A 20,632-nucleotide genomic window follows, 5' to 3' on the forward strand; every position below is an offset into this window, starting at 1 on the left:
TTTTCTCCTCCAAATTACCCTGGTCTATTCCAAACGAGGGCTCGTATACATGGTAGTACAATCTATCTCAGGGGGGAAAAGAATGAGAAAATACAGCTATAAATCCTTTTTGACGGCTCTGGTGCTTCTTATGTGCACAGGGCTGCTTGCCGGATGCCTGTTTGAAGGAGAGCAGTCGCTGGAGAAAATGGATGCTCCGGATGAAGCTGTGACAACATCACCGGAAGCGGAAGAGGATGGTTCAGCACCGGAGGAGGATGGAGAGAAAGCAGAGGATTCGACAGAACAGGAATCCACAGCAACCGTCCCTCGTGAGCTTTATTTAATGGATGCCAATGGAATGATCGCCCCGCAGACGGTGGAACTGCCGGCTTCTCAGGAAGTCGCTTCCCAGGCGTTGGAATACCTTGTGAAGGATGGGCCGGTCACGAATCTGCTGCCGAACGGGTTTGAAGCCGTTCTGCCGGCAGGAACAGAAATTCTTGGGTTGAATACGGAGGAAAATGGAACGCTTGTCGTCGATGTGTCGGAGGACTTTAAAAATTACGAAGCCAAGGATGAAGAGAAAATCCTTCAGGCGATGACCTACACACTCACTCAGTTTGACAACGTGAAGCGGATTAAGCTGTGGATCAACGGACACGAGCAGGAAGTCATGCCTGTAGACGGCACCCCGATCTCCCAGGGAGTCTCCCGGGCGGACGGGATTAATAACAACGTCGGCGTGCAGCGGGATGTGCTGAACAGTAAGGCCGTTACCGTCTACTTCCCTGCCCAGAACGGGGAGCAGGTGTACCATGTTCCTGTCACCACACGTGTCGCTGAAGACAGTGATGAATATGCGGCAAGAGTGGAAGCCCTTTTTGAAGGGCCTGAGCTCGGCAGCTCATTGACCAACCCCTTCCATGAAGGGGCAGAAATGGTCAGCTCCCGGCTGGAGAACGGCGTCCTCGCCCTTTCCTTCAATGAAAAAATCCTGACAGGATCAGATCAGCCGGCCCTGTCTGATGCTGCCCTCGCCAGTCTTGTGTTGAGCATGACGGATCTTGATGATGTGGAATCGGTCGAAGTTCAGGTCGAAGGATCGGAGCAGGTCATCAATGAAGCGGGTGAGCCGCTCGCCGAACCTGTTTCAAGAACCGACATCAGCGGTGCTGAAGAAATGTAAAACCCGGCGCTTCAGAAGTGAATCACTTTTGAAGCGCTTTTTACGTTCATGAATAACTACCCGCACGTATGTAATTTGTGTTAAGATGGGCAAGGATAATGATGAAGAAAAAGGAGGTCATCATTGATGCGAAATGATCAACGCGAAGTCAATGAATTAAGAACCGTTACAATAGAAACCGATTATGTGAAACACCCAGAGGGATCTGTACTCATCAGCTTTGGAGATACAAAAGTGATCTGTAATGCCAGCATTGAGGACCGAGTGCCTCCTTTTTTACGTGGTCAGGGCAAAGGCTGGATTACAGCTGAATACGCCATGCTTCCAAGAGCCACCGAATCACGCAACATCCGTGAATCTTCCAAAGGGAAGGTATCCGGCCGGACGATGGAAATTCAGCGCCTGATCGGCCGCTCCCTTCGTGCGGTCGTCGATCTTGATAAAATCGGAGAACGTACCATCTGGGTCGACTGTGACGTCATCCAGGCCGATGGTGGAACGCGGACAGCTTCCATTACAGGTGCCTTTGTAGCTGTCGTGCTTGCCCTTGGAAAGCTTGTGAACAAAAAATCCATCAAAGAGCTGCCGATCACCGATTACTTGACGGCGATTTCCGTCGGGGTACTGCCGGACGGCAAGGAAGTACTCGACCTCTGCTACGAAGAAGACAGCCGTGCTGAAGTAGATATGAACGTTATCATGACCGGCAAAGGCGAATTCGTAGAGCTTCAAGGGACAGGAGAAGAAGCAACCTTCTCTATGCAGCAGCTTCAGAAAATGCTTTCTCTTGCCGATGAAGGTGTCCAGGAACTGATCAAGCTTCAGGAAGAAGCGATCGGAGAATGGGCGGACGTGATTCGTGCGAAAGCCGGGGCGGCCAAAGCATGAAGGAGCTCTTAATCGCCACAAAGAACGAAGGGAAGATCAAAGAGTTCCGCGAGATGTTTTCCAAATACGGCATCTCCGTCGTTTCTCTTCTCGATCATGATCCTTCCATCGATATTGAAGAAACCGGTACAACGTTTGAGGAGAATGCCGTCATTAAAGCAGAAGCGATGATGAACGCTTTGAACATTCCTGTTGTAGCCGATGACTCCGGTTTAGAGGTCGATGCCCTGAACGGAGAGCCTGGGGTTTATTCCGCCCGCTATGCAGGAATAGAAAAAGATGACGCAAAAAACACAGCTAAACTGCTGAACGAGCTGAACAGAGTGTCCGAAGAAGAACGGACCGCCCGTTTCGTCTGCGCCGTTGCCGTCGCACGACCGGGAGAAGCGACGTTTACGAAGCGCGGCACGTGTGAAGGCCGGATTGCCGGGGAGCCTCAGGGAGAGCAAGGATTCGGATATGATCCCGTGTTCATCCCGGAAGGCTCCAGCCGGACGATGGCTGAGCACACGTCCGACGAAAAGAACGCCATCAGCCACCGTCATCAAGCCATCGTGCAGATCGAAGACTGGCTGAAAACTCAATCCTGAAAGTGGGGATGAAGGATGCCGAAAGTACTCATCATCAGTGACACACACGGACTAACCGACGAAGTAATCGAAGTGAAAGAACGTCACAGTGACGTGGATGCTATGATCCACTGTGGCGACTCCGAGCTCTCCTACGGATCGAAGGAGCTGGAAGGCTTTCATTATGCCAAAGGAAACTGTGACTTCGAACCCGAAATGGAAAACGATCAGGTTTTCACTGTCGGCGACATCACATTCCTCGTTACGCACGGGCATTTGTTTCAAGTGAAATCCACCCTCATGCCGCTGTCCTACAGAGCAGAAGAGGCTGGAGCCCAGATCGCCTGCTTCGGACATTCTCACATTGCAGGAGCGGAAAAGGTGAAGGGCACCCTCTTCATCAATCCGGGAAGCGCAAGACTTCCACGGGACCGCAAAGAACCGACCTACGCCATTTTGGAGTGGGAGGATCTCGATCTCGTCCGCCTGCAGTATTACCATGTGAACGGGCAGAAAATCGACGATCTCTACATGGAAACAGCAGTAGCAGCAAAGAATTAAAATTCTTTGCTGCAATCTGTTGACATATGAGCGAATCCCTAATATAATAATTCTTGTCCGCTTCAAAAGGACGTTCGAAAATATCTTTTGAAACACACATACATAGCTTTACATGCGGGTGTAGTTTAGTGGTAAAACCTCAGCCTTCCAAGCTGATGATGAGGGTTCGATTCCCTTCACCCGCTCCATACATATTTATTTGTCCCAGTAGCTCAGCTGGATAGAGCAACAGCCTTCTAAGCTGTGGGTCGGGAGTTCGAATCTCTCCTGGGACGCTAAAAAAGACCAACCCTTTGTATTACAAAGGGTTGGTCTTTTTTTGTATTAAGGTATTATTAGATGTTTTAGTATAGAGAACTTCTTCTACAAGCTTTGCTATATTTATTGTATATCCTATCTATGTTGGTTTCATATTTGATATGTTCAAAAACAAACAATAACAAAATTATTCAAAACAAAACAAAAATATGTTAAGGTAAAACAAACAATTAAATGGAGGTTTTACTTTGGTTGAAAATTTGTGGGACACTCATAATGTGAATTTTGAAAGCGGTTTATCAAGTTTGGTTTATCGTTCTAACCTTTTAGGAAAAGATCGATCGATTGCAAATTGGGGAGGCGGCAATACCTCAACTAAGACTTTTGAAAAGAATTTCCGCGGCGAAGATGTAGAGGTCATGTGGGTCAAGGGTAGTGGTTCTGACTTAGCTACGATGGACTCTACTAATTTTACTGCATTAAAAATGGATGACATACGTCGGCTTTTAACGGAAGACCATATGACAGACGAGGAAATGGTCCGTTATTTAAGTCATTGTATGATTGATTCAAGTCACCCGCGTTCATCTATTGAAACTCTCCTGCATGCTTTCTTACCATTCAAACATGTAGATCACACTCATCCTGATGCCATCATCAGTATTGCTTGTGCAGATAATGGGAAGGATGTAGCCGAAAAAATCTACGGAGACAGGTTTGTTTGGGTGCCCTATATCCGCCCTGGGTTCGATCTTTCTAAGATGATTGCAGAGAGCGTGAAGAACAATCCGAAAGCGGAATTAGTCATTATGGAGAAGCACGGATTGGTAACTTGGGGGGGAACTTCTGAAGAAAGTTACAATCAAACCATTTCTGTCATACAAGAAGCTGAAAAATATATACAAGAACAGTCCGGGAATCAAGAAATTTTCGGGGGCGCCCAACACACATCCCTTACAGAAAAAGAACGTAGGAATACATTAGCTGAAGTACTTCCTGTGATTCGTGGACTCGTCAGTACTGAAAACAAAATGATTGTTACCAATAATGATTCTGAAGAGGTTTTGAAATTTGTTAACAGTAAAAATGCTCACGACCTTTCACAAGTTGGAGCTGCCTGTCCTGATCACTTAGTACACACGAAAAGGGCTCCATTATTTGTGAGTTGGAATCCTCAAAAAGAGGATACCCACGAATTGATTGAGAGCATCAAGAACGGTGTCGAGTTTTTTAGAGAAGAATATAAGTCCTATTTTGAAAAAAACCAATCAGGAAATGAGACGATGTTTGAACCTGTACCTAGAGTCATACTTATTCCTGGTATTGGAATGATCAATACTGGAAAAGACATTAAAGCTGCAAAAGTAAGTGAATCCTTATACCATCGGGCTATTTCAGTCATGAAAGGGGCGACGATTCTAGGAAACTTTGTATCCCTGAAAGAAGAAGAGGCTTTTGCTGTAGAATATTGGCCGCTAGAGTTATATAAACTGAGTTTGGCACCTGCAGAAGCCGATTTTTCACGTCATATCAGTTTTGTTACTGGTGGAGCAGGTGGTATAGGTAGTTCTACTTGTTATCGTCTAGCATATGAAGGATCGCATATCGTTGTGGCAGATATTAATTGGGAAGGTGCTCAAGAACTTGCTGATAATTTAAACAATCAGTTTGGTAGTGAACGGGCTATTGCTGTGAAAATGGATGTGACGAAGGAAGAAGAAGTGGAAGAGGCTATCAAGAAAGCCACACTTACTTATGGTGGCCTGGATATTCTCGTCAATAATGCTGGTCTTGCCAGCTCTAGTCCATTTGAAGAGACTACATTAGACAAATGGAATTTAAATGTCAATGTGCTTGTGACAGGATATTTCCTTGTAGCTAGAGAAGCGTTCAAGTTGATGAAGAATCAATCATTAGGTGGAAACATGGTCTTTGTCGGTTCAAAGAACTCCATCTATGCAGGGAAAAATGCAGCTGCTTATAGTACGGCAAAAGCTGCGGAAGTCCATCTAGCAAGGACCATTGCGGCGGATGGAGGCCAATATGGGATCAGGGTTAATTCTGTACTTCCGGATGCGGTCATACGAGGATCAAAAATTTGGGATTCTGAATGGAAAGAAGAAAGAGCTTCCTCTTATGGTATCCAGGCTGATGAGTTAGAAGAGCACTATCGTAAGAGAACAATTTTGAATGAGAATGTACTTCCGGAAGACATCGCTGAATCTATCGCCTTCCTAGCATCTTCGAAATCAGCTAAGACCACTGGATGTATGATTACAGTCGATGGTGGAGTACCGGCAGCGTTTTCTAGATAACCTTATTATATGGGATATAAAGGAGGAGTGTTTTGTATGACTGATCAATTCTATCAGATTTTTGAGCAACAGCAGGGAGATCGAGGTATTCAACTGGAAGTCGTCAAAGAAAAACTCAAAGCTCTCAATATAGAGACACCCTCATGGGGATATGGTGATTCCGGCACTAGGTTTAAAGTATTCCGACAAAAAGGAATACCTAGAGACCCTTTTGAAAAAATTGAGGATGCAGCTCAGGTTCATAAACATACAGGGATCAGTCCTGGTGTTGCCATCCACATTCCCTGGGATAAGGTAGATGATTATAACCAACTCCAAGCCCATGCGCATGAACACCAAGTTAAAATTGGGGCTGTAAACCCGAATTTATTCCAAGATGACGACTATAAATTCGGTAGTGTAACAAACTCTGATCCTTCGATTAGACGAAAAGCCACAGACCATTTACTTGAGTGTGTGGAAATAGCTAGACAAGTGGGGTCAAAAGATTTAAGTCTATGGTTCGCTGATGGTACTAATTACCCTGGACAAGCAGATCTGCGAAAGAGAAAGCAGTGGATGTACGAATGCTTAAAAGAGATGTATGAGGATTTGGATGAAGATATGAGGATGTTGATCGAGTACAAGTTCTTTGAGCCTGCTTTCTATCATACAGACTTGGCAGATTGGGGCATGTCATTTAATATGGCTCAAAAATTAGGTGGAAAAGCAGATGTCTTAGTGGATACTGGCCACCATGCTCAAGGTACGAATATAGAACATATAGTCGCTTACCTCTTGGATGAAGAAAGGTTAGGAGGTTTCCATTTTAATAGTCGAAAATATGCGGATGATGATTTGATTGCCGGGTCACAAAATCCTTATGAACTATTTTTAACATTTTTCCAGATTATCTCTGCTCAATTTGATGTAAACCCTTCAATCAGATCAAAAGCAGACAAAATTTCTTATATGCTGGATCAATGTCATAACATCGAACCTAAGATACCAGCTATGATAAGGTCCATTACAAATGTGCAAACTCTATATGCTAAATCCTTGTTGATCAACCTTGATGAAGTGGCTGAAGCGCAAGAAAAACAGGATGTATTAGCTGCAGAAAATGCGGTTCGAAAAGCGTTTGAGTTTGATGTATCGCCTCTATTACAAGCAGTAAGAGAAGAATTGGGAGTACCTGTGGATCCTATGAGTGCTTATCTTACAAGCGGTTATCAAGAAAAAATCCTCTCAAGAGGTAAAGGCGGGTCTAGTTGGTGAATGTTCTCGCTTTTGATTTAGGAGCTAGCAGTGGCAGGGCTGTAATAGGTCACCTAGAACAGGGTGAATTACAGATTAAAGAAATCCATAGGTTCTCTAATGATCCAGTGCAAGTGGGGCCGCACTTGCACTGGGATATCCTTCGCTTGTTTTTTGAAATTAAGCAAGGGATTTTAAAGGCTGTACAGCTAGGATATAATGATATTGAAAGCTTAGCTATTGATACGTGGGCGGTGGATTTTGGGTTATTGGATAAGAATGGAGAGTTATTAGCTAACCCTTATCACTATCGTAATGATCATACTAATGGATTAGTAGAAGAGGTAAATCACCTCCTTTCATCCGAGGAGATTTTCTCTAAAACAGGCATTCAATTTATGCCTATTAATACCATTTATCATTTATATGCAATGAAAAAAGCTGATAATGTAGCTCTACATCAAGCGGAAGATTTTATGATGATTCCTGATTTGTTACGGTATTTTTTAACTGGAGTAAAATCCAACGAGGTGACGAACGCGACTTCCACTCAACTGTTTAATACGGATTCAATGGACTGGGATGATTCCTTGATAAAAACATTAGGATTACCAGAACATATCTTTAAAGCACCTGTTAAGCCAGGAACGGTTGTAGGGAAAGTTACACAAAGGATTTGTAAAGAATTGAAACTTGAAGAAGCGATTCCGGTTGTGACCGTGGGAGAACATGATACAGCTTCTGCTGTTGTAGCTGTCCCTCATGTCGGTGAAGAAAGCTTTGCCTATTTAAGTTGTGGAACCTGGTCGTTATTAGGAACGGAAGTATCACAACCTATCAAAACCAAACAAGCGTTGGAATGGAATATGACAAATGAAGGTGGTGTTGACGATACATTCCGTTTGTTGAAAAATATCATGGGCTTATGGTTACAGCAGGAGTGCATGCGCGTATGGGAAAAGGAAGGTGAGAGTGTAACCTATCAACAACTAAATGAAGCTATAGAAAAATCCCCTCCTTTTAAAGCATTGATCGATCCTGATGATCAAAGGTTTATAAAACCAGAGAACATGCCTGAAGCGATCCAGCAATATTGTTTTGAAACAAATCAAGAAGTTCCTCAAACAAAAGGGGAGATCTTACGTTGTGTTTTAGAGAGTTTAGCATTAAAATATCGCTTTGTTTTAGAGAGATTAGAAAAACTTACAAATGAAAAGTTCACATGTTTATATATGGTTGGTGGTGGAATTCAAAATCGATTATTATCTCAATTTACAGCAAACGCTATTCAAAAGCCCATTTACGCCGGCCCAATAGAAGCGACATCGATTGGAAACCTGCTAACTCAATATAAAGGGCTCGGATATATAAAGAACTTACAGGAAAGCAGAAATATCGTGAAGAATTCCTTCCCTATCACCCCGTACTCTCCCGCAGATAATGAGGAATGGAATCATGCTTACAGAGTGTTTAAAGAGTTGATAGACACTTAGAAGGAGAGAAAGAAGAGATGATGGTTGCTGAGCGAAGGCAGCAGATAGTAGATATAGTGAATGAAAAAAACAGTGTTCGCGTAACAGAATTAAGCCAGATCTTTTCTGTTACGGAAGAAACAATTCGAAGAGATTTAGAAAAACTGGAAAGCGACGGCAGAATTGCTAGGAGTCATGGTGGGGCTGTTAAAGCACCACAGCATAAAGCCCTCAATGAAATTCCATATTTCGAGAGGGAAATCATTAACGTCAAAGAAAAGAAGGAAATAGCTGAGGAAGCTGTTAAACAGGTGGATCCTGGAGATAAAATCTTATTAGATGCTAGTAGCACGGCCTGGTATATGGCCAAAAGCCTTAGTGATATACCAATAACCGTGTTGACTAACTCGATAAAAGTCGCCATTGAATTAAGCAATAAAAAACAAATCACTGTCATTTCCACTGGTGGACAGTTGCTACAGAAATCTCTTTCGTATGTAGGGCCCCTCGCAGAGTCCTCACTGAATTCCTATCATGTTGAAAAAGCTTTTATTTCTTGCAAAGGTTTTGATTTAGAACACGGAATGAGTGAATCCAATGAATTGCAATCCATTATCAAAAATAAAATGATGGATATTGCTGACCTTGTTTATATAATGGTTGACCATAACAAATTTGGGCTTCGCGCATTTTCACAAATCAATAACAAAGAAAAGGTCGATTGTGTCATTACGGATCGAGAAACTAATGAGAGCATGACTGAAGCTCTTCGCAAAAATGGTATTAGAGTTATTAAAGTTGAAATGTAATCTGTACCACCCTGCAGCTGAATTCAGAATGAAGCTGCGGGGTGTTTTTTTGTTTCCCAAGCCATGCATTGATTAATTACCCTTAAATTAGTTACTATAGATATGTAGATATTTTAAAGTAACAATTCATTTTTTATTACTCACAATAAAACACAAGTAATTCAACATTAAAACAAAATTAATTGTGGTTTTAATGTTGAATTTTTGTTGTTTTGGTGTAGTGTAGAAAATAATAAAAATAAAGGCGTGAGGGTATTTATGGTGGGTAAAACTAATGGAAACAATGAAGCATTATTTCATTTAAATGATCGTCAAAGGAACATATCCGATTTAGTAGATAAAAATGGTTCGGTACGAGTAGCGGATTTAAGCAAACAGTTTAATGTGAGTGAAGAGACAATCCGACGTGATTTCGAAAGACTTGAAAAACAAGGATTATTAAGAAAAATTCATGGTGGTGCGATTCGAGTAGAAATGAGCACAGAAATTCCAGTACCAAAAAGACAATCCAAACATATGGAAGAAAAAGAAATGATCGCACGTACAGCGGCTACCTATGTGGAAGACGGGGACATTATTGCGATTGATGCTAGTACAACAAGTTTATTGATGACGAGGCATATCAAAGGAAAAAACCTAACAGTAATAACAAACTCCATTGGAGTAACCTTAGAATTAGCAAGTGAGCAGAGTATCCGTGTCATTTTAATTGGTGGCTACTTATCTGAAGGGTCCATGTCTTTAGTCGGGAACTTTGCTGAAAGAGTAGTCCAGGATTACCATGTAGATAAATTCTTCTTTTCTTGTTTAGGCGTAGATTTTAAAAGAGGAATAAGTGAAATTCATGAAGATCAAGCGTCGGTCAAAAAACAACTATTATCTATATCCGAAAAATTAATTTTACTTGTAGATCATAGCAAGTTCGGCCAGAAATCATTGATTCGCTTATGTGATTTAACAGCTGTTGATTATTTGATTACAGATAATAGGGTCTCTATCAACACGATTAAAGAGTTGAATGTTCAGGGAATCCGGGCGATTATCGGAGAGCAGTCATAGTATTGACTGCTTTTTTTTGGCTTTTCAAGGTAGGAAATTGTAAAACTCAATAAACAAACTCGATAATGTTATTTAAACCAAATCAGATTTGATAAAAACAACAATTTTATGTTGTAAACCACAAAATGTGATGCTATAATAAAAATCAACAATATTCTTATAATTCTAAAATTTACATTGGATAAGAAAATATCAATTATTAGTAGGGAGAGAGGGATATGACATCAATTGGACCATCTTTAATGTGTGCGAATATGGGAGAACTCCGAGACACGATTGTTCGTCTTGATCAAGCTGAAGCTGATTTTTTTCATTTTGACATAATGGATGGAAAGTTTGTCCCCAATTTTACTATGGGGCCAGACATGATTAGAGAGTTACGACATTACACAGACAAGATTTTCGATGCACATTTGATGATTGAAGAACCAGAAAGGTACATAAAAGTTTTTGCAGAGGCAGGCTGTGACATGATTTCTGTCCATGCTGAATCGACTATTCATCTACAAAGAACACTCAACCAAATTAAAGAACTCGGTGTAAAAGCAGGTGTTGCATTAAATCCGGCCAGCTCTCTTAATCATTTGGATTATGTATGGGACATTGTGGATTATGTGGTTTTAATGACAGTGAACCCTGGCTTTGCTGGTCAAAAGTTCATTCCACTAACTTTAGAAAAAATCAAGAAGTTGAAAAAATTGATTCAAGAGAATGGAAATTCCATAGAAATTCAAGTAGATGGAAACATCAGTTACGAAATCATCCCTCAAGTATTGAATAAAGGGGCTGATATGTTGGTGTGCGGAACATCATGTTTATTCAGAAAAGGTGAATCTTTGGAGTACTCTATGGCTAATTTACACAGTTTTTTGGAAGGGCTTTCAAAAGGGAACGTCGCAAATTCTTAATATGAAAAGAGATGATTGACTATGACCATTACAGTGGTTGGCAGCATAAACATTGACATCGTGGCATTGACAGATGATTATCCCTTGAGAGGAGAAACGATTTTTGGTAAGAAGATCAATTACTTCTCAGGAGGGAAAGGTGCCAATCAAGCGACTGCTGTAGCCAAATTAGGTGAAGAGGTCCAATTAATTGGTGCAGTAGGAAAGGATTATTACGGGGATCAATTAATCCAAACATTAAGAGATTCTAAAGTAGACACCACGCATATTAAACAATCAGAAGATCTAGCGACAGGTACAGCGATCATAACCATTGATAGAACAGCTGAGAACACCATGCTGGTACTGAGGAGTGCCAATGATGACTTGCTTACGGAAGATGTTGAAAACGCCTTCAATAATTCGAGACAGAGTGATGTTTTGCTCGTTCAAATGGAGGTACCTCAAGATACAGTTATCAGAGCTATGCAATTAGCCAAGGAAAAAGGAATGTACGTGATCTTGGATCCAGCTCCAGCGGAAGGGATTACTGTCAAAGCGTTAGAGTATGCCGATATCATCACCCCGAATAAACAAGAAACGAAACATATGCTTGGCATCGATGTGATTGATATTGATTCAGCTATTAAAGCTGCCAAGGCTTTTGAAAGTATGGGAGTAAAGAACTCAATTATTAAAATGGCGGATAAAGGGTCGATTGTGTATCGAAGCGGTGAATGGACTCATATCAATTCTATTCAAGTACAAGCTCTTGATACAGTTGGAGCAGGAGATGCATTTGCAGGAGCGTTAGCTTGCCGTCTATCGAATGGAGATGATTTAGTTACAGCTGCTGAATTTGCAACGATCGTAGGGGCTCTCAAGGTAACTAAATTAGGGGCGCAAGCTGGAATTCCAACTCTAGAGGAAGTTCAAGTCTTCTGTAAGGAAAGAGGATTGACACATCAACTATCTGAAGGAACCACTCTTTAAGGAGGTTACCCATAGTGAGTGACTATATTTTACAAATGAAGAACATAAGTAAGACGTTTCCCGGGGTTAAAGCTCTTGATAATGTTCAACTGGAAGTGAAAAAAGGAGAAGTACATGCCCTGATTGGAGAAAACGGAGCAGGTAAATCTACATTAATCAAAATACTGGCAGGGATTCATCAGCCTGATCCTGGTGCAGAGTTTTATTTTGAAGGTAAAGACGCTGAGATCAAAAAACCTATTGATGCAACTTTGAAAGGTGTTTCTATCATTTACCAAGATTTAAGCTTATTTCCGAATCTCTCCGTTGCAGAGAACATCTACATCGGACGAGATAGTGGTAAGAAGGCCTGGAAAAAAGTGAATTGGAAGAATATCAAGCGTATATCTGAAAAAGCATTGAAAGAATTAGAGGTCGATGTTGATATTAATACAAAAGTAGAGCAACTAAGCATTGCCCAGCAACAATTGATTGAAATAGCGAGAGCTATGGCATTCGAGTCCAAGCTTATCGTCATGGATGAACCCACTTCTTCTCTTTCGTCAAGTGAAGTTGAAAAACTTTACCGCGTTGTAGATAAGTTAAGTGCACAAGGAATATCAATTATTTTCATAAGTCATAAATTGAAAGAGTTGTTCAGGTTATCGGATCGATTCACGGTGCTGAGGGACGGTAAATATGTCGGGTCGTATGATGTGGATACTATAGATGAAGCTAAGCTTGTTAATTTGATGGTTGGCCGCGAAGTGACCTATGAAAAAAACCAATCTCAAGTAAAGACTGGTGAAGTCATTTTTGAGGTCAGAGATTTTTCTAAAAGTGGAAACTTTAAGGATATTTCCTTTCAGCTTAGAGAGGGTGAGGTTCTTGGCATTACTGGTTTAGTCGGTGCAGGACGGACAGAGTTGGCACAATCGATTTTCGGGATCAACAAAAAGGATCAGGGCAGCCTTGAAATACATGGCGAACCAGTGGATATCCGTTCTTCTGAGGATGCGGTCAAAAAGGGAGTCGCCTATGTACCGGAAGCCAGGCAGACACAAGGATTAGTACTTGATCAATCAATCATCAACAATATATCTCTACCAGTGATTGATAAACTCAATAACAAATTCAAGTTCATTGATAGAAAGATAGAAGTAGAAATGGCGCAACAATATATAAAGTCCCTTGATGTTCGTCCATCTTTGCCAGAATTGCCAGCCTCTAAACTCTCAGGCGGGAACCAGCAAAAAGTCGTCATCGGCAAGTGGTTATCGGCTCAACCGAAAATTCTGATCATTGATGAACCGACGAACGGCATTGATATTGGAGCAAAAACAGAAATTCATAAACTTCTCAGAAGACTTGCTAATGAAGGAATCGGAGTCATTATGATTTCCTCAGAGTTACCTGAAGTATTAGCAGTAAGTGACAGAATTTTAGTCATGCGGAATGGAAAGATTTCAGGAGAGATGGATGTAAATCAAGCAACACAAGAGAAAATCATGAACTACGCTCTTGGAGGGAATGGGAAACAGCACGAATCTGTTGTGATTGAAAAAGAAAAGGTTAGTCAGGAGGTATAGAGTGTGAAATCTTTATTTAAACAAAAGGAATTCAGTATTCTGGCGATCGTATTACTTATCAGTTCCATATTAACCTTTGTAAGCCCTGTTTTCCTAACGGTCGGAAATTTGTTGGACCTCATAGAAGGCAACGTCGTTATAGGGATATTAGCAATAGGAATGACTTTAATTATCATCACCAGCGATATTGATGTATCGGTTGCAGCTGTAACAACAGCAGTGGCCGTAAGTATTAGTTATCTGTTCGGTTTTTTACCTGATAGTTGGATTTCTGTTCTCCTGTTATTTTTATTTGCTCCAGTGATTGGATTAGTGATGGGTCTCTTCAATGGATTACTTGTTTCAAAAATTGAGATTCCAGCGATTGTTGTAACGCTTGGAACCTTAAATATCATAGCGGGCCTTGTACTATATATCACTAATGGTAACTACGTCAATAGTACCAGCTTCCCTCAATCTTTCTTATCTTTCTCGAATATTGAAATTTTAGGCATACCGATCTTGATTTATCTCCTTGCAATTGTCGCTGTTGGTACTTGGTTCATTCTTAAACATACTCTGATTGGCCGTTCTGTTCTAGCTATCGGTGGTAATACCCAATCTTCTGTTCGTGTAGGCATTAACTATCAAAGAGTGAAGCTTTTCGTTTTTGCTTATATGGGTTTTTTAGCAGGTATTGCAGCTATTGCTCAAACAGCTTATACAAAAGCTGTAGACCCTAACGGCATGATAGGTCTTGAACTAACTGTAATTGCAGCAGTTGTTCTTGGTGGGGCCAATATTCATGGAGGACGTGGAAGTATCCATGGAACATTATTAGGTGTATTGTTACTGGCTATTATGCAAAATGGAATGATTTTAGCACGTATTGATACGTATTGGCAGAATGTAGTTACAGGCGCCATCATCGTCATCGCTGTTTCTTACGACCAAATTAGTTATAAACGTTCTCAGGATAAATTAGCTAACATTGAAGTAGAGGCTTAGGAGGGAGGGGAATAATATGAAGCTTTCTAAAGAAAGTATATTAGGACTGATTGCTCTCGGTACATTTTTATTCATGGCTTTATTGGCACCAGGATTCTTATCTTCGAACAATATTAATAGTATGATGTTCCAAATACCAGAGTTTGGCTTGCTGGCTATTGCTATGATGGTAGTCATTGTTACAGGTGGAATTGACCTTTCCATCACTTATATAGCAGCCTTAGCTGGTGTAGGGGCTGCGTTGATGCTGACGAACGGTTTTGGAATTTTCCCTGCGATCATTATGGCCATTTTATTTGCGCTAGCTTGTGGAGCATTTAATGGATTCATTGTATCCAAAATCGGTGTATCCCCTATTCTAGTTACCTTAGGAACGATGGTTTTGTTTGAAGGAGTGATATTGGCCATTACCAAAGGGAGTTCCATTTCTGGTTTTCCAGATGCGTATAGTTTAATTGGGAATGGTTACTACTTAGGCTTAGTTCCTTTCTCTATCGTAATCTTTGCAATCTTTGCTATCATAACTGGTCTCTTACTTAGCAAAACAAGCTGGGGGAGAAGAGTCTACATGTATGGGAGTAATGAAGTTGCAACTCTTTATTCTGGAGTGAAAAACAGTAAAGTACTTATGAAGGTCTATCTGTATGCGGCACTATTAGCAGCCATTTCTGCCATCATCATGACCTCACGTTATAACTCTGTGAAGGTGGATTTAGGGTCTTCATACCTTTTGCAGAGTGTCGCAGCTGCTGTGTTAGGGGGAACAAATATTCATGGGGGTTATGGAAAAGTAATAGGAACAATTTACGCTGTATTTGTTTTCCAATTTATTAGAAATGGTTTGAATTTATTAGGATTTCACTCTTCATTAGTAGACGTAGTAATTGGCAGTATTCTAATCCTCGTTCTGACCATGAATTTCTTTTCTGATAAATTCAAGAAAAAACAAGAACAAAAGAATGCTAGTCAAGCAGCCTGATGCAGGTGATACCCTAGTGGGGTTTTCTAGGTATTATAAATGATTACTATATAGGAGGAGTAAAACATTGAAAAAATTAGTCTTCAGTTTGTTGATGTTGATGTTTTTGGTTGGGATTTTGGCCGGTTGTGTTTCGGAAAATACGAGTGGGAGTTCTGAAGAAGGTTCTAATGACAGTGGTGGTGAAGAGAGTTCAGACGATGGTGAAATGAATATTGCAGTAGTACCTAAGCTTGTCGGTATTCCTTATTTTAACGCTTCTGAAACAGGTGCTGTACAAGCTGGTGAAGAGCTAGGAGTGAATGTAGAGTACACAGGTCCAACCCAGGCTGATGCCTCAGCTCAAGTTAAAGTTATTGAAGACTTGGTTTCAAAGAATTCAGACGTTATCGCAGTTGCTCCAAATGACCCTGCTTCTGTAGAGCCTGTGTTGAAGAAAGCTAAAGACCAGGGCATCAAGGTTATGGACTGGGATACACCAGCTGATAAAGAATTAGTCGACCTTTCAGTGAAGCAAGTAGATGATGAAGAATTTGGGAGACATATGGCTGGAAAACTTGTAGAAGCAATGGGAACAGAGGAAGGGAAGATTGCTATCCTTACCGGAGGGCTGTCTGCAGCAAACTTAAATCTTTGGATCGACGCAGCTAAGAAAGAGTTCGATGAAAATTATCCTGATATTGAAATTGTTTCTGAAAAAATTCCCACGGATGAAAAACAGCAAGTGGCATACCAAAAAACACTTGACCTACTTAAATCCTATCCTGATTTGAAAGGTGTTCTAGCTGTATCTACTCCTGCACCTCTTGGAGCAGCTCAAGCTGTACAAGAAAAAGGACTACAAGATGAAGTGTCTGTGGTAGGATCGGCTTTGCCTAATGACTCAGAACCTTTTCTGGAAGATGGTTCTTTAGATACTGCTGTTCTTTGGAATCCTAAAAAGCTCGGTTATTTGACAGCTGCTCTTGGAAAAATGCTCGCAGGAGGGGAAATGCCTGAAGATGGTCAGGAAATTGAAAATGTCGGTGAAATCTCAGTTAAAGATGATGGTAAAACAGTCATCATGGGACCACCTGCAGATTTTACAAAGGAAAACGCAGGAGATTTTGACTTCTAAGGTTTGTTGATATTAAGAAAGGGCCGACCAAACCTGTATATATTTCCTTTGGTCGTGCCTTTTTTTGATGAAGGATCATTTATTTTTCATTAGTTGGAGTGGATAGTATGAACCAGAACTATCAAATCAAGAGTGAAGAGATAAAGAAGAAATTCTTGGCCTTGAAAAAAAAGAGCCCTGAATTATTTGAAAAAAGATTGAATCTTTCTTGGAGTAACTGGGGGTTCGGGTTTGAATCCCTGGAAGATTCTGTTGTCCGTTTGAAGAATGCAGGAATTAACTATGTTGAACTGCACGGAAACCATTATGGTGAGGATCTTGGTTATGAAATTGACCGAACATTAACGGTTCTGAATAAGCATGATATGAAAGTTTCAGGTGTTTGTGGAATGTTTTCATCTGAGAATGATTTATCTAGTAATAACCCAAGAAACAGGCAGAATGCCATTGGTTATATAAAAAGGGAAGTACAATTCACTAATATTGTTGGAGGACATTATTTACTGGTGGTTCCAGGGGCTGTTGGTCGTCCTGAAGCGTACGATGAGATGGAATTTGAAAGAAGTGTTGCAACGCTTGAAAATTTGGGGGATCTTTTCTTGCAAAATCAAATCAAAGCTGCTATCGAGCCGGTCCGAGCTGCGGAAGTAAGCTTTGTTCATACGGTTAAAGATGCACAATATTATATTGAAGCTGTTGGACATGAGGGGATCCAACATATCAATGGAGATATCTATCATATGCAAACCGAAGAGACTCACATAGGAGAAGCAATTATACAAGCAGGCCCCCAATTAACTAACCTGCATTTAGCGGATAGTAATAGAGGTGCACTCGGTGATGGAATGATAGATTTAGATACTATCATTATGTCGTTATACTTAATAGGTTTCAACCAAGAAGGAAAGTTCGTAACTCCTGAACCTTTAGGCCCTGGAGCTGACCCTTATCCTGCAATGAATATGAAACCGAATCATGAAAAGTTAGAATACCTGGTCACTCAGACAGCCTCTTATTTCAGAGGAAGGGAAGCGCATGTTCTAGGGTTATGATGAAAAATTCACAGAAACAGGAAGGTGTTTGTCTTGCTCGATCAATTAAAACAAGAGGTATTAGAAGCAAACCTTTCTTTAGAAAAATATAAGTTAGTCACTTTTACATGGGGAAACGCGAGTGGGATTGACAGAGACTCTGGACTTATCGTCATTAAACCGAGCGGTATCCCATATCCCGAATTATCTTCAGAAGACTTGGCAGTTATTGATTTAGATGGAAATCTGGTAGAGGGAAAGTGGAAACCTTCTTCAGATGCGCCGACTCATCAGGTCCTTTACGATACATTTCCCAATATAGGAGGGGTTGTTCATACTCACTCTTTATGGGGAACGTGCTGGGCACAGTCAGGTAAATCCATTCCTGTTTTAGGTACTACTCATGCTGACTATTTTTATGGAAAGATTCCTTGTACAAGACCTATGGAAAGTGCAGAAATACTGGGCGACTACGAAAAAGAAACGGGTAAGGTGATTACGGAAACTTTCCGGGATTTGGATCCAGACGCAATACCAGGCGTCCTAGTTAATAACCATGCGCCTTTTACATGGGGCAAAGATCCCATGGAAGCCTTTCACAATTCAGTAGTTCTTGAAGAAGTTGCAAAAATGGCGTTGTACACCTATCAATTGGATCATCAAATCAATTCTATAGATGAGAATCTATTAGACAAACATTATTTAAGAAAACATGGATCAAAAGCCTACTATGGCCAATCGTAGTTAAGGGAGGAAGAACATTGAAAAATGGAAAATACACCATTGGTATAGACTTTGGAACAGAGTCAGGAAGGGCTGTAATCGTTTCATTATCAACAGGGGAAGAAATTGCAGAAGATGTTACTTCCTATCCACACGGAGTGATAGATGATACATTACCACAATCTAATATTAAATTAGATTTTGAGTGGGCCCTTCAACATCCAGGAGATTATATGGAAGTTTTAAAATCCTCTGTACCCGCCGTGATTAAAAAAGCGAATGTGGATCCAACTTCTATTATCGGAATAGGTATAGATTTTACCTCCTGTACGATATTACCGATTGATGAAGTTGGTGAGCCGTTGTCTTTTAAAGAAAAATTCACTCATGACCCACATAGTTGGGTGAAGCTTTGGAAACATCATGCAGCTCAAGATGAGGCTAATAAAATCAACGAAATCGCTGCAAGCCGTGGTGAAAAGTTTTTATCTAGATATGGAGGAAAGATATCCTCCGAGTGGATGATTGCGAAAATTTGGGAAATACTTAATGAAGCTCCTGATGTTTATGAAGCCACCGATCAATTCATGGAAGCTACGGACTGGGTAGTATCCAAGTTGACGAATAATCTAATAAAGAATAGTTGTACTGCTGGCTATAAAGCAATCTGGCATAAACAAGAAGGTTATCCAAGCAAAGAATTTTTCAAAGCATTGGATCCACGGATGGAGAATTTGACGGAAACTAAATTACGTGGAGAAGTGGTTCCACTTGGTACAAAGGCAGGAGAACTGACCGAAGAAATGGCCTCCCTCATGGGTCTGTCCCCGGGGATTTCAGTAGCTGTTGGAAATGTTGATGCTCACGCATCTGTTCCCGGAATGGGAGTAGTGACACCTGGTAAAATGGTGATGGCGATGGGGACGTCGACTTGCCATATGATACTTGGAACGGAAGAAGTAGAGATTGAAGGAATGTGCGGCGTTGTCGAAGATGGTATCATCCCAGGTTACTATGGATATGAAGCTGGACAATCAGCGGTTGGTGATATATTCGGCTGGTATGTGAATGAAGCCGTTCCTTCTTATATAAAGGAAAAGGCAGAGCAAGATAAGATGAATACTCATCAGTGGTTAGAAACTCAAGCCAGCAAATACCAACCAGGTGAAACCGGATTGATTGCATTGGATTGGTGGAACGGTAATCGCTCCGTATTAGTGGATGCGGAATTGAGTGGTCTATTAGTAGGGGCTACTTTACAAACCAAGCCAGAGGAAGTTTATCGTACTTTAATTGAAGCTACTGCTTTTGGTACTCGAAAAATAATTGATTCATTTCATGAAAATGGTGTACAGGTAGATGAGCTATATGTGTGTGGTGGCTTGCCGCAAAAAAACAAACTTCTTCTTCAAATCTACGCAGATGTAACGAATCGAACGATTACCATTGCAGACTCTATTCAAACCCCTGCCTTGGGTGCAGCTATGTTTGGTGCTGTAGCGGCTGGGTCGGACGAAGGCGGTTACGATAATATCGTGGAAGCGGCTCAGTATATGGCCAGGTTAAAAGAGGACAAAATAAAACCGATTCCTCATCATGTAGAGATATACGATGAACTTTATCGAGAATATAGTAAATTGCATGATTATTTTGGCAGAGGAGAAAATGATGTCATGAAACGTTTGAAAGAGATTCGCTCAAACACAAACCTTAATCATAAGGTGGGAAGTTCAGCTGAATTCTTATCTCTGTAAGGTTAGTGAAGGTTTTTTAATATATACCAAAAAGCAGTTATACTCTAACTTTGGTTACCAGTTATTTGTAACATCCTTAATACTAATTAAGCTTAATGGGGCAGTATCATATTATTGCCCTATTTTAGATTCAACGATAGATCGATGTGTTTTATATAGTTTTGAAAATGACTGTAATTTAAGGGCAATATAAACTTGTAGTTGTACTTTACTTAATTAAGAGTAAAATAAAGGTCCTATATATACTTTAATAGTAAT

Annotated in this window: 18 protein-coding genes and 2 tRNA genes; all 20 read left to right on the plus strand. The window is 40.9% G+C overall.

Features of this window, described 5'->3' with window-relative positions:
- The first annotated feature begins 82 nt into the window (after positions 1–82).
- Positions 83–1,168, plus strand: a complete 1,086-nt coding sequence (locus H615_RS0111090; protein WP_027955214.1) for a GerMN domain-containing protein — start codon at positions 83–85, stop codon at positions 1,166–1,168.
- Between the two features lie 126 nt (positions 1,169–1,294).
- Positions 1,295–2,056 (plus strand): ribonuclease PH, encoded by a 762-nt coding sequence (gene rph / locus H615_RS0111095; RefSeq protein ID WP_027955215.1) that lies wholly within the window; start codon positions 1,295–1,297, stop codon positions 2,054–2,056.
- The gene (locus H615_RS0111100; RefSeq protein WP_027955216.1) at positions 2,053–2,646 is read left to right on the plus strand and encodes an XTP/dITP diphosphatase; all 594 of its coding nucleotides are present in this window, start codon (positions 2,053–2,055) and stop codon (positions 2,644–2,646) included. The genes rph and H615_RS0111100 overlap by 4 nt, the downstream gene beginning before the upstream one ends.
- 15 nt (positions 2,647–2,661) lie before the next feature.
- A complete protein-coding gene (locus H615_RS0111105) occupies positions 2,662–3,186 on the plus strand; it encodes a metallophosphoesterase (RefSeq protein WP_027955217.1) in 525 nt (174 codons plus the stop codon).
- Between the two features lie 114 nt (positions 3,187–3,300).
- A tRNA-Gly gene (locus tag H615_RS0111110) sits at positions 3,301–3,374 on the plus strand.
- A 13-nt stretch (positions 3,375–3,387) separates the two neighbouring features.
- A tRNA-Arg gene (locus tag H615_RS0111115) sits at positions 3,388–3,461 on the plus strand.
- A gap of 231 nt (positions 3,462–3,692) precedes the next feature.
- Positions 3,693–5,759, plus strand: a complete 2,067-nt coding sequence (locus tag H615_RS0111120; protein ID WP_027955218.1) for a bifunctional rhamnulose-1-phosphate aldolase/short-chain dehydrogenase — start codon at positions 3,693–3,695, stop codon at positions 5,757–5,759.
- A gap of 36 nt (positions 5,760–5,795) precedes the next feature.
- Positions 5,796–7,016 (plus strand): L-rhamnose isomerase, encoded by a 1,221-nt coding sequence (rhaI, locus tag H615_RS0111125; protein ID WP_027955219.1) that lies wholly within the window; start codon positions 5,796–5,798, stop codon positions 7,014–7,016.
- Positions 7,013–8,488, plus strand: a complete 1,476-nt coding sequence (rhaB, locus tag H615_RS0111130) for a rhamnulokinase (RefSeq protein ID WP_027955220.1) — start codon at positions 7,013–7,015, stop codon at positions 8,486–8,488. The genes rhaI and rhaB overlap by 4 nt, the downstream gene beginning before the upstream one ends.
- Before the next feature lie 17 nt (positions 8,489–8,505).
- Positions 8,506–9,276, plus strand: a complete 771-nt coding sequence (locus H615_RS0111135; protein ID WP_027955221.1) for a DeoR/GlpR family DNA-binding transcription regulator — start codon at positions 8,506–8,508, stop codon at positions 9,274–9,276.
- Positions 9,277–9,537: 261 nt separating this feature from the next.
- Positions 9,538–10,335 carry a DeoR/GlpR family DNA-binding transcription regulator gene (locus tag H615_RS0111140; protein WP_244877748.1) on the plus strand — a complete coding sequence of 266 codons (798 nt, stop codon included), beginning with the start codon at positions 9,538–9,540 and terminating at the stop codon, positions 10,333–10,335.
- A gap of 218 nt (positions 10,336–10,553) precedes the next feature.
- Positions 10,554–11,243 (plus strand): ribulose-phosphate 3-epimerase, encoded by a 690-nt coding sequence (rpe, locus tag H615_RS0111145; RefSeq protein WP_027955223.1) that lies wholly within the window; start codon positions 10,554–10,556, stop codon positions 11,241–11,243.
- Between the two features lie 21 nt (positions 11,244–11,264).
- Positions 11,265–12,215 carry a ribokinase gene (gene rbsK / locus H615_RS0111150; protein WP_027955224.1) on the plus strand — a complete coding sequence of 317 codons (951 nt, stop codon included), beginning with the start codon at positions 11,265–11,267 and terminating at the stop codon, positions 12,213–12,215.
- 14 nt (positions 12,216–12,229) lie between these two features.
- Complete coding sequence (locus tag H615_RS21265) at positions 12,230–13,783, plus strand: sugar ABC transporter ATP-binding protein (RefSeq protein ID WP_051254686.1); 1,554 nt, start codon at positions 12,230–12,232, stop codon at positions 13,781–13,783.
- Positions 13,784–13,786: 3 nt separating this feature from the next.
- Complete coding sequence (locus H615_RS0111160; protein ID WP_027955225.1) at positions 13,787–14,770, plus strand: ABC transporter permease; 984 nt, start codon at positions 13,787–13,789, stop codon at positions 14,768–14,770.
- A 16-nt stretch (positions 14,771–14,786) separates the two neighbouring features.
- Positions 14,787–15,749 carry an ABC transporter permease gene (locus tag H615_RS0111165; protein ID WP_027955226.1) on the plus strand — a complete coding sequence of 321 codons (963 nt, stop codon included), beginning with the start codon at positions 14,787–14,789 and terminating at the stop codon, positions 15,747–15,749.
- A gap of 67 nt (positions 15,750–15,816) precedes the next feature.
- A complete protein-coding gene (locus tag H615_RS0111170; RefSeq protein ID WP_027955227.1) occupies positions 15,817–16,866 on the plus strand; it encodes an autoinducer 2 ABC transporter substrate-binding protein in 1,050 nt (349 codons plus the stop codon).
- 107 nt (positions 16,867–16,973) lie between these two features.
- Positions 16,974–17,918 (plus strand): sugar phosphate isomerase/epimerase family protein, encoded by a 945-nt coding sequence (locus H615_RS0111175; protein WP_027955228.1) that lies wholly within the window; start codon positions 16,974–16,976, stop codon positions 17,916–17,918.
- 33 nt (positions 17,919–17,951) lie between these two features.
- Positions 17,952–18,641, plus strand: coding sequence for an L-ribulose-5-phosphate 4-epimerase (locus H615_RS0111180; protein ID WP_027955229.1), 690 nt, complete (start codon positions 17,952–17,954; stop codon positions 18,639–18,641).
- Between the two features lie 17 nt (positions 18,642–18,658).
- Positions 18,659–20,374: a ribulokinase gene (locus H615_RS21270; RefSeq protein WP_035531999.1), complete on the plus strand. Its 1,716-nt coding sequence runs from the start codon at positions 18,659–18,661 to the stop codon at positions 20,372–20,374.
- Positions 20,375–20,632 lie beyond the last annotated feature (258 nt).

It is taken from the genome of Halobacillus kuroshimensis DSM 18393, assembly GCF_000425705.1.
GTDB lineage: Bacteria > Bacillota > Bacilli > Bacillales > Halobacillaceae > Halobacillus > Halobacillus kuroshimensis.

Bases quoted from the DNA above. Each gene is read 5' to 3' on its own strand.
- rhaI (WP_027955219.1), top strand. From the start codon at position 5,796: ATGACTGATCAATTCTATCAGATTTTTGAGCAACAGCAGGGAGATCGA.
- H615_RS0111100 (WP_027955216.1), top strand. From the start codon at position 2,053: ATGAAGGAGCTCTTAATCGCCACAAAGAACGAAGGGAAGATCAAAGAG.
- H615_RS0111135 (WP_027955221.1), top strand. From the start codon at position 8,506: ATGATGGTTGCTGAGCGAAGGCAGCAGATAGTAGATATAGTGAATGAA.
- rbsK (WP_027955224.1), top strand. From the start codon at position 11,265: ATGACCATTACAGTGGTTGGCAGCATAAACATTGACATCGTGGCATTG.
- H615_RS0111105 (WP_027955217.1), top strand. From the start codon at position 2,662: ATGCCGAAAGTACTCATCATCAGTGACACACACGGACTAACCGACGAA.
- rpe (WP_027955223.1), top strand. From the start codon at position 10,554: ATGACATCAATTGGACCATCTTTAATGTGTGCGAATATGGGAGAACTC.
- rph (WP_027955215.1), top strand. From the start codon at position 1,295: ATGCGAAATGATCAACGCGAAGTCAATGAATTAAGAACCGTTACAATA.
- H615_RS0111090 (WP_027955214.1), top strand. From the start codon at position 83: ATGAGAAAATACAGCTATAAATCCTTTTTGACGGCTCTGGTGCTTCTT.
- H615_RS0111175 (WP_027955228.1), top strand. From the start codon at position 16,974: ATGAACCAGAACTATCAAATCAAGAGTGAAGAGATAAAGAAGAAATTC.
- H615_RS0111165 (WP_027955226.1), top strand. From the start codon at position 14,787: ATGAAGCTTTCTAAAGAAAGTATATTAGGACTGATTGCTCTCGGTACA.